This window comes from Flavobacterium sp. UGB4466 (assembly GCF_903469665.1).
GTDB classification, from domain to species: domain Bacteria; phylum Bacteroidota; class Bacteroidia; order Flavobacteriales; family Flavobacteriaceae; genus Flavobacterium; species Flavobacterium lipolyticum.
In genome coordinates, this window is record NZ_CAGKLC010000124.1 from 1 (window position 1) to 10351 (window position 10351).

Below are 10351 nucleotides of genomic sequence, written 5' to 3' on the forward strand. Positions count from 1 at the left end.
TTATACTGCCGAACTATTGGTTTGTTTATTTTACTAGCCGTTGAATTTGTTTTGATAAAATGACCAAGAATAATTATATTTTTTTTACAATTTTCTAAACTACCGCTGTCTATTTTATGAATTTATTTTGTCTTAAAAATTCATTCTCAATTGCTTCAAATAATTCCGAAGTACCAGCAAATAAATCATTAATATCAATTTGTTCCAATTGAGTTTTACATTTTTCCCAATCACCATGAACGAAATTATTTCTAATATTTCTAATGTGGCTGTTTAGATATTCGAGTGACTGCGGTATATTAATATTAAAATTACAAAATTTATTCAGATACAATAGATATGACTCAATTATACTTTTCCCCTTTTCTTGTTTTAAATTCAAAGAATATCCTCCGTAACAGGTTGAAGTATTTTCAGGGGCGTATGTTGAGCAAAGTGATTTTAAAGATTTTTCAACATAAATATTTACGAGAATTATTTGATTCAAGGGCACCGTAAAATAGAGTAATTTAGTCCATGTTGGTATTTCGAATTCTTCAAGACCACAAATAGCATCTTCATTCTGAAACTCCAATCCATCGTAAGAACTGTATATATTAGGATCTTCTTCTAAATCTTTCTTTTCAGTTTCTAATGCCGAAATTTTATGAGTTATACTATCCTGAATATTCAGACAAAAATTGAATAATTCTTGACCTTCTTCTTCTATTACACAGTACTCGATAATATTTGAGCTACTACGAAAAAGCATCTCTTCAGTAATAGATTTAAGATTTTTAAAACCTGACATATATTAATTGAAGTTATATTAGGTTAGTTGTTGTATGAATTTTATATTTTTTTTCAGATTTAGTTGATTACTAAAAATAAAAAGATGTCTAAGTATCTTTTTTATAATTCTTCAAAATTGAATAGTGATTGGATATTGACATTTAATTCTTTGGCAATACCGAATAATGTTTCAATTTTTGGATTAGTTTGACCTCTTTCAATTTTTCCTATATGATTTTTTGCAAGTCCAGTTCTTAACCCTAATTCCTCTTGTGAAATTGGCTTACCAGTTTCTTTATTAATACACTGATTTCTCAGATGCATTATCCTTTTCCCTAATTGTATTCTTTCCTTTTTAAAGCCATTTTCTTCCATATTATAAAAATCGCTTTTAAAAGAAATAAAATAGGCAATCTATAGATTGCTTTTTTGAGAAAAAGTATTATATTTGATTTTAATAATTAAATTTGCGATACTTCAATTAAAATATTTGAAGCATTCGCTTTGAATCTCGTCCTCAAAACTGGTAATTTTAACACGCGAGATGATAAGTAAGATGCTCACGCCTTAAAGGGGGTGGGCTCACTTATTCGCGTGTGGGTATACCAGTACCTTGAGGGCAATAAGCTGAGTTCCGCGCCTCTTTTTTTGGCTCTATTTTCAGATTTTTCTCAGCTTTTATTCTTAGCGCACTTCACTATTTCATAGTCTCGTAATTAGCTATTGTCTAACCAATAAACCTGCGTGCCTATGAATTAAAAAAAGATAAAAGCCCTATTTAATGCCTGTGCTGTTATAATTTTTCATTTTGAGTTAGTCAATGTACAGTTGCAGGCAATTAAGATTGGCAAAGTAAGTTATGGTTTCCAAATGCTTCCAAATGGAAATCACACAAAAAAATGGCCCTCTATCTCATGTCGTCAAACTAGCATAGAGGACCAGAATTAATAAAACTAACGCTTCATTAAACTAACCCAATATTATGAAAACTTTTTCATTAAATAAAGGGTTGGCGGGACTTTGGTATCCGTTTATTTTCGGGTTTTACCTTTTTTGTACGCCAGCCTTAGCAAGGAATACCTTGCAAATTGCTGTTTCACAACAGCAGACCATAACAGGAACCATTACTGATGGTATTACGCCTCTGGTAGGTGTTACTATAAAATTAAAAGGGACTACAACCACGGTAGTTTCTGATTTCGATGGTAAATATTCCATTGCCGCACAAACAACTGATATCCTGATCTTTTCCTATCTGGGCTACAAAACAATCGAAATTACCATTGCTAACCGCAAGATTATCGATGTTAAAATGCACGATGATACTACCTCGCTTCAAGAAGTCACCGTTAATGCCGGCTATTATAAAGTAAAAGACAAGGAACGCACCGGAAGCATCTCAAAAATCAGTTCAAAAGATATCGAAAAACAACCTGTAACCAATATGCTTGCCGCCATGCAGGGACGAATGGCAGGTGTTAGTATTACTCAAAATACAGGGGTAGCCGGAGGTGATTTCAATATACAGATCAGAGGACAAAACAGCCTGCGTTCTGATGGGAACAGACCGCTATACATTATCGATGGCGTTCCTTATTCCTCAGATGCCGTAGGTTCTGATCTGACCGGAATAGTCCTCCCCGGTCCAACGAGTCCGTTAAACAGCATTAATCCAGCAGATATAGAAAGTATTGAAGTGCTTAAAGATGCCGATGCAACTGCTATATATGGTTCAAGGGGAGCAAATGGCGTGGTACTTATCACCACTAAAAAAGGCAAAGAAGGCAAGACAAAATTTACTGCCAATGTATCGGGTGGATTTGGCTCGGTGACACGCCTGATGGAACTTATGAATACCCAACAATACCTACAAATGCGCAGGGAAGCTTTTATCAATGATGGTATCCCTTACGGCCCTACGGATTATGACGTGAATGGAACATGGGATCAAAACCGCTATACGGATTGGCAAGAAGTACTCATTGGAGGAACCGCAGAGATGAGTAATGTGCAGGCATCGATATCAGGAGGTTCCTCAGGGACGCAATTCCTTATCAACGGCAATTTCCATAAGGAAACAACTGTTTTCCCCGGTAACTACAATTACAGAAAAGGCAACCTGCATGCAAATCTGAACCATGAATCTGAAAACAAAAAATTCCATATCAACTTTTCTATGGGCTACACAGCTCAGAAAAATAAACAGCCCGGCATTGATATTACCCAACAAGCGATTCTTCTACCCCCCAATGCTCCTGCATTGTATGATGTGCAAGGCAATCTAAACTGGGAAAATAGCACTTGGAATAATCCCATGAGCAATCTCGAAGGGAAATATATCTCAAAATCCAACGACCTTTTTGCCAATAGCTTGCTATCGTACAATATCCTGCCGAATCTGATCGCTAAGACAAGTTTTGGATTTACCGATACCCGTTTTGATGACAGTCGAACACAGCCCTCCACTATGTATGATCCTGCTTATGGATTGGGCAGTGAATACTCCTCCCTCTATGTCAATAATACCACTCGAAAATCATGGATTATCGAACCCCAAATCTCATGGTCTAAAAAATTGGGTAAAGGAAAAACCGAAGTCCTCATTGGGAGTACGTTCCAGCAGCAAACAGCTAACCAATTGGTACAGGAAGCCAGTGGATTTAGTAGCAACAGCCTAATCTATAATCTTTCTTCCGCCTTTAATGTATTTGACTTGGTACATAATGAATCTGTCTATAAATATCAGGCTTTTTTCGGAAGGGTTAATTTTTCCTGGAATGAGCGGTACATCCTAAATTTTACAGGACGCAGGGATGGTTCGAGTAGATTTGGTCCGGGAAGGCAGTTTGCCTCCTTCGGGGCGATTGGAAGTGCATGGTTGTTTTCAAATGAAACATTCGTAAAAGAAAACCTTAGTTTCTTAAGTTTTGGAAAATTAAGAGCCAGTTATGGTACCACCGGTAATGACCAGATTGGCGACTATCAATTTTTGGACACTTATGGTTCATCAGGAAACAACTATGGTGGCATTAATGGTCTGGAACCAACTCGCTTGTTCAATCCCAATTTTGGCTGGGAGACCAATAAAAAACTCGAACTGGCATTGGAAGCAGGTTTTTTAAAAGACCGTATTTTTATAACCGCAGGCTGGTATAACAACCGCTCTTCAAACCAATTGGTCGGTATTCCCCTTCCTGCTACCACAGGATTCAATTCGATACAGGCAAATTTAGATGCCACCGTTCAAAATAGAGGAATCGAGCTTACCCTTAGAACCGTAAATTTCCAGAAAGAGTCCTTTAACTGGACAAGCAGTTTTAATGTGACAATTGCCCGCAATAAACTGTTGTCTTTTCCTGATCTGAAAGGCTCCACTTATGAGAATCAGTATGTAATAGGCCAGCCTTTAAACATTAAGAAATTATACCACTATACAGGAATAGATCCCATGACAGGAATCTACCAGTTTGAGGATTTCAACAAAGACGGTTTAATTACATCACCACAGGATAAGCAGGCTATCCGTGATTTGAATCCAAAATATTTCGGCGGGTTTCAAAATACCATTACCTATAAAAACTGGCAGTTGGATTTTCTTTTTCAGTTTGTCAATCAGCTCAACTATAACGGATCATATACCACTGGACTACCCGGCGCTATGGCCAATCAGCCTGTAGGGGTCATGAGTCACTGGCAAAATCCCGGAGATAACGCGACCTATCAGCAGTACACCACAGGGGTAAATAGTGAAGCTATGGATGCATTTTACAAGTTTTACGCCAGTGATGCCATGATAACGGATGCTTCGTACGTCAGACTCAAGAATTTGTCATTGTCTTATACCATCCCCGAACAGTGGCTCAAAGGAGTAAAATGCCGATTGGTGTTTCAGGGACAGAACCTTTTCACCATCACTTCCTATAAGGGGGCTGACCCCGAATCCAGATTCACGACAAGCCTACCTCCATTAAGGGTATTTACAACCGGGCTTCAGCTTACTTTTTAACTTCTTAATTTAAACATTATGAAAAAGAAATCATTTGTACAATTTATCCAAAACTATAAAATCACAATAGTAAACCGCAGACTACTGATAGGATTAGCTGTGTTTGGCATGGTGCTTCTAAATGCCTGTGATAACTTTGTTGCCGTGGATCTTCCGTCCTCACAACTAACGGCAGTGGACGTTTTTAAGGACAGGGCTACTGCCAATGCCGCAATGGTAAGCATTTATGCCAAAATGCGCGACAATGGCATTTTAAGCGGGAGTGCTACTGGAATTTCCAATCAAATGGGAAACTATGCCGATGAGCTTGTGTATTACGGTGACATTTCCGGTACGACCCGAAACTTTTACAATAACACATTACTTGCTTCCAATTCAGAGATCTTTAACTGGTGGAGCAGCAGCTACAATCAGATTTATGCCGCTAATGCCATTATTGAAGGGGTGAATGCTTCCACGGCACTTACTGCTGTGGATAAAAACCAGCTTACCGGAGAGGCGTTGTTTGTACGATCGCTACTGCATTTTTATCTTGTCAATCTCTATGGGGACGTTCCTTATATCACCTCTACAGACTATCAGCAAAATAAAGTGGCACACAAAATGCCCTCTGCCGAGCTGTATTCCCATATCATAAATAATCTGGAACTTGCCGTTTCATTATTGCCGGAAGATTATATTTCCAGTGACCGCATACGTCCCAATAAATCCGTGGCGATGGCTTTATTGGCAAGGGTATATCTTTACAGAGGCATGTGGGCAGAAGCGGCAAATGCGGCTTCTTATACCCTAAACAATACCGGGGTATACGCTTGGGAAACGAATCTGGACGCTATATTCTTAAAAGAAAGCACTACAACGATTTGGCAGTTTATGCCCAAAACCAGTGGACAGAACACTCAGGAAGGAGAAACATTCATCTTTACCGCGCCACCACCATCACTTGTTGCTTTAAGTACTGGGCTTATGAGTGAATTTGAAACGGGAGACCAGCGAAAGGATCATTGGACTCATGCCATTACAAACGGTACAGATACTTGGTATCATGCCAATAAGTACAAGCAGAAATCAAACACTGCGAATTCTTTGGAGTATTCCATAATGTTTCGTTTGGCAGAGCAATACCTGATTCGCAGTGAAGCCCGTGCTGAGCAAGGTGACCTTATAGGGGCAAAAGAGGATCTGGATAAAATCAGAAACACGGCCGGCCTAGCACCCACAACAGCGGTAAGCCAGCAAGATATACTCAGTGCCATATTACATGAGAGAAGAGTGGAGTTTTTTACAGAACTGGGACACCGTTTTTTCGACCTGAAAAGAACGAATCATTTGGATGCAATACTCTCGCCAGTAAAAGTTGGCTGGAATACTACAGATAGATTACTGCCACTGCCTGAATCGGAACTTTCGCTCAATCCGAATCTAAATCCTCAAAATCCGGGCTACTAAAATGAGACTTAAGAACATAAAATATAACCAAAAAACTGGTGCTCTAAGAAATAGAGTGCCGGTTTTCTATATGGTGCTCACCACTTTACTGATCTCATTTTTTGGTTTTGCGCAAAACAATCGCAAAAAGCAGCTTGCGGCTGACCATTATCACTTATGGAATTATCTTAAAGCCGAGAAACTCTCTGAAAATGCAAAATGGGTGAGTCTTTCACTATATTATGAAAGTGGCAGCGATACCTTATTTGTTAAAAATAATACAGGAACAAGAACCTTTAGTTTCCCCGGAGCAAGTAAAGGAGAATTTATCGGTGACAATTGGTTTTGTATGATGAGTTCAAAGGAAGAATTGAAAATTGTCGACTTGCTTACATCCAAACAGAGAATTATACACGGGGTAATCAAGTATGATTTGAAGACGGATACCAAAGATATAATCATTTTAAAACGGGAAGCTGAAGGGAAAAAACAGTTGGAACTAAAAAATCTAGCCACTAACCAATCTGTGGTTTTAAATGATATTGATAATTACTGGTACAATCCAAAGACCGGTGCCATAGTATATACTACAAAGACCGGGAATACAAGGACAATTGCTATGATGAATCTACGCGATAAGACAACAAATGTAATCGCCAGTAGTATCAATACGGGTGAATATTCCGATATCGTTTGGCAGGAAAATGGAAATTCCGTTGCTTTTTTAATGCAGTCCTTGGATAAGGAGAAAAAAACAGCTCGTACCTTAGTAGGTTACTACATTACAGCCGAAGGTAAGTTATATACTTTCAATCCGGCAGAGCAGGATAATTTTCCGGTAGATATGGAAATTATCTCCTCCTCTTTTGCAAATCTTAGTATTTCTGTGGATGGGGAAAGAATATTCTTTGGACTAGAGAAAACGATGAATCCAATCGATAATTCACAGGTACAAATCTGGAACACACAGGATAAATTTCTTTATACTGCCAAAATACAAATTGATGGATGGAAAAGATCAGCTAAAGTAGCTGTATGGTGGCCTGAGCTGGATAGATTTAATTGTATTACAGACAATGAATTTCCAAAAATGATGTTAAGCGGGGATCAAAAACAGGCTTTCCTTTATAATCCTGAGCACTATGAACCCCAGGCTAACCGTGACGCCCCTTTGGATATTTATATTTTGGATCTGCAAACAGGGAAGCGCAAATTAGTACTGCAAAACCAATTAGGTAATGAAGCTTCAATCTCTGTTTCTATATACCAAAAGCAACTTGTTTATTTTAAAGACAAACATTGGTGGGTTTATGATATACAGAGCGATCTGCATAGGAATCTTACAAAAGAATTGGGAGTATGTTTTTCAGACGATGAGTCCGACTGGCCGGAGGAAGCAAGTCCTTTTGGTAATCCGGGATGGATTCAAGATGATAAAACACTTTTCATTTACGATAAATATGACATCTGGAGCATTGCCCTAGATGGTTCGAGTGCCATTAGACTGACCAAGGGGCGCGAAAATAAAACAGCCTATAGAATTGTTTCCCAATCTAAAGACGAGTCCAATAAAATGAATTATGACGGCAGTTATAAAGGTGAGTTTGGGTCCAATGGCAGGTTACTGATCAAAACCGAAGCACTAGAGCATACGGGATACTGTTTTTGGGATAAGAAAAAAGGACTGCAGCCCTTATTGGACAAGAAAATGCACACCAGCCAGTTTATAGCCTCTGAAAAGAGTGAAGCTCACGTCTATGTTGAGGAAAACTTTAATTTACCACCTAGATTACTCATAAAAGAGAATCGAAATGCAAAAGAAAAAGTATTGTTTCAAAGCAACCCGCAGCATTTTAAATACAATTGGGGAAACTCCAAGCTGATTAACTATACTAATTCTAAAGGTACTATTTTAAATGGTGTTTTATTCTATCCTGCAAATTATCATGCCGATACAAAATACCCTATGGTGGTATATGTATACGAGAAACTGTCCAAAGAATTGTATAATTATGTAAGTCCATCACAGCATAATCCAACAGGATTTAATATTGCCAATTTTACTTCAAAAGAATACTTCGTTTTTTTGCCTGATATTGTGTATGAAATTGGAAATCCGGGGCCTTCAGCAGTAGACTGTGTTGTTTCGGCTACCAAAAAAGTTGTTGCCATCGAATCCTCCATTGACAGCACCCGAATAGGGCTTACCGGTCATTCTTATGGCGGGTATCAAACGGATTACATCATCACACAAACCACTATGTTTAAAGCCGCAGTGGCAGGCGCAGCTATTACCGACTTTGTGAGCAGTTATCTCTGGGCAGCATGGGGTTTTGAAAAGCCCAATTTTTGGCACTATGAATATGGGCAATTGAGAATAGGAAAATCGCTCTATGAGGATTATGCAGGATACCTGAGAAACTCTCCCATATATCATGCAAATAAAGTAGAAACTCCATTATTGTCATGGGCAGGTGAACAGGACGGTGTTGTGCATTATTATCAGAGTATTGAATTTTATCTGGCGCTCCGACGCCTTGGTAAAACTAGTACAATGCTGCTTTTTCCCGGAGAAAATCATGTGCTCTCAGATCGTACTTACCAGCAGGATCTCACCCAAAGGATTGAACAGTGGTTTGATTATTATTTAAAAGGGGATAAAAAACCGCAATGGTTTTAAGAAAGAAATAGTATTTAATACAAAAAAACAATGCAGTTCCAAACGGAACTGCATTGTCATTTCTGCAAACAATGAAACTACGGTCTAAAAGTCGGCTGAACGCATTGGTTAGCCGAATTTTTAGCAAATAATTGTGCTCCGCTTGGTACTAAACCTACGGTACAAACAATTCCATTATTGATTGTTGAACACATATCTTTTTGCTCACAAGAAGTTCCTTGTGGGTTCAATTTTAGATACCCCTGAGTTGGCGCCATTGATTTGGCGCGCACATTCATGGCATGGGTTGTAAATGCACCTGCTATCGCAAGAGCAAATACTGCAACAGGTAAAACCTGTTTGGCTAAATTTGTTTTCATGATTTATAAATTTAAATGTTAGCGATCTACTCTTTCACAGGTTTTCGATCTTTCCCCTGATACAGCGCTGTATATTTTCATAAAGGAATTTTAGTTTTATCTTGATACGAGTTTGTGAGTTTCCTGCTTAGTTTATAATGAACCAAATACGGCCCTATAAATCCATAAAAATTATCATTTAGAATAAAGAAGTTTTTTAGCTTTTCATTTTTAATATGGTAGATGTAAAAGCTGCCCTGATAGGAATTGGTATTAAGGTCGTATATATCAATTACACTGGCATCCTTCCACATCTGAGCAGGTTCATATTTTCCTAACAATGCTGAATTGACAAACAATAATTTTTTACAAACGGCACTTGTTTTATTGACAATGACAGGAGGTGCTGAAAATTTCATTTCCTGCTGGCTTGCCACAGTAGTCACTTTAATTTGGGCTTTACTGATAGTGTCTATGGTCTTGCCACGATAGTTTAAATTAAGCGTACTATCTGCTACGATAAACCCGTTGCGGTAGAGATAGATGTAAACCAGCTTTTGAGTGTCTTGGTCATAATGCAAGGCTCCATCGACATCAAAGATTCCATCAATTTGTTTCTGTAACAGATTTGTATTGAAACGTGTTTTGGGCTGGCTGCCAAAATCAAGAGATCCCAGTATACTTTCCCCATTTGTATTGCTGTTGGAACGAAATGCCAATGTGAGCGAATCGATGAGCTGGTAATGGGAAAAAGTTGTAGACCCGTTCCATTTTACCTGAGCCTTCCAATTGTTTATATTTCCTTTAAAAATAACAGGAACATATCCGTCAATAAGATAAAATTTAGGAGGCAAAACCCGGACTTGGACAGACTGGAATAAAAAATCAGTCCTATTGAGATGAATCTTATATTCATTTTTTTTCAGAAGGGCTGTATCCAATGTTGTCACTAATAATGGTGCAGTATGACTGCCCAGATATATCCTGTTTTTTGAAGCTCCGGCAAAATAATAAGATTTAAACTTTAGATCGATTTCATTCACTTTTACAGCATTTCCGGGAAAACGACGAACAAAATTATTCCGGTGGTGGATGATGCTTTCCGATAACATAAATAGCAGGGCAACA

Annotated in this window: 6 protein-coding genes and 1 pseudogene; 3 read left to right on the forward strand and 4 right to left on the reverse strand. The window is 38.3% G+C overall.

Annotated elements, in window-relative coordinates; genetic code table 11:
- Nucleotides 1–109 precede the first annotated feature (109 nt).
- Both JO950_RS19430 and JO950_RS19435 read right to left on the reverse strand, forming a co-directional pair.
- The gene (locus tag JO950_RS19430; RefSeq protein WP_202704129.1) at nucleotides 110–790 is read right to left on the reverse strand and encodes a hypothetical protein; all 681 of its coding nucleotides are present in this window, start codon (nucleotides 788–790) and stop codon (nucleotides 110–112) included.
- A gap of 101 nt (nucleotides 791–891) precedes the next feature.
- Nucleotides 892–1146, reverse strand: a complete 255-nt coding sequence (locus JO950_RS19435) for a helix-turn-helix domain-containing protein (RefSeq protein ID WP_202704130.1) — start codon at nucleotides 1144–1146, stop codon at nucleotides 892–894.
- Between the two features lie 607 nt (nucleotides 1147–1753).
- Here JO950_RS19435 and JO950_RS19440 point away from each other — a divergent pair.
- The 3 genes from JO950_RS19440 to JO950_RS19450 are packed head-to-tail and all read left to right on the forward strand — an operon-like array spanning nucleotide 1754 to nucleotide 8885.
- The gene (locus JO950_RS19440) at nucleotides 1754–4777 is read left to right on the forward strand and encodes a SusC/RagA family TonB-linked outer membrane protein (RefSeq protein ID WP_202704131.1); all 3024 of its coding nucleotides are present in this window, start codon (nucleotides 1754–1756) and stop codon (nucleotides 4775–4777) included.
- 18 nt (nucleotides 4778–4795) lie between these two features.
- Nucleotides 4796–6226 carry a RagB/SusD family nutrient uptake outer membrane protein gene (locus tag JO950_RS19445; RefSeq protein WP_237732396.1) on the forward strand — a complete coding sequence of 477 codons (1431 nt, stop codon included), beginning with the start codon at nucleotides 4796–4798 and terminating at the stop codon, nucleotides 6224–6226.
- Nucleotide 6227: 1 nt separating this feature from the next.
- On the forward strand, nucleotides 6228–8885 hold the full coding sequence (locus JO950_RS19450; protein ID WP_202704132.1) for a prolyl oligopeptidase family serine peptidase: 2658 nt from the start codon (nucleotides 6228–6230) through the stop codon (nucleotides 8883–8885).
- A 77-nt stretch (nucleotides 8886–8962) separates the two neighbouring features.
- Here the strand turns inward: JO950_RS19450 and JO950_RS19455 are convergent, their stop codons facing one another.
- Both JO950_RS19455 and JO950_RS19460 read right to left on the reverse strand, forming a co-directional pair.
- The gene (locus tag JO950_RS19455; protein ID WP_202704133.1) at nucleotides 8963–9244 is read right to left on the reverse strand and encodes a DUF6520 family protein; all 282 of its coding nucleotides are present in this window, start codon (nucleotides 9242–9244) and stop codon (nucleotides 8963–8965) included.
- A 77-nt stretch (nucleotides 9245–9321) separates the two neighbouring features.
- Nucleotides 9322–10351: pseudogene (locus tag JO950_RS19460) on the reverse strand (hypothetical protein); the annotation flags it as partial.

Bases quoted from the DNA above. Each gene is read 5' to 3' on its own strand.
- JO950_RS19455 (WP_202704133.1), bottom strand. From the start codon at position 9,244: ATGAAAACAAATTTAGCCAAACAGGTTTTACCTGTTGCAGTATTTGCT.
- JO950_RS19445 (WP_237732396.1), top strand. From the start codon at position 4,796: ATGAAAAAGAAATCATTTGTACAATTTATCCAAAACTATAAAATCACA.
- JO950_RS19440 (WP_202704131.1), top strand. From the start codon at position 1,754: ATGAAAACTTTTTCATTAAATAAAGGGTTGGCGGGACTTTGGTATCCG.
- JO950_RS19450 (WP_202704132.1), top strand. From the start codon at position 6,228: ATGAGACTTAAGAACATAAAATATAACCAAAAAACTGGTGCTCTAAGA.
- JO950_RS19435 (WP_202704130.1), bottom strand. From the start codon at position 1,146: ATGGAAGAAAATGGCTTTAAAAAGGAAAGAATACAATTAGGGAAAAGG.
- JO950_RS19430 (WP_202704129.1), bottom strand. From the start codon at position 790: ATGTCAGGTTTTAAAAATCTTAAATCTATTACTGAAGAGATGCTTTTT.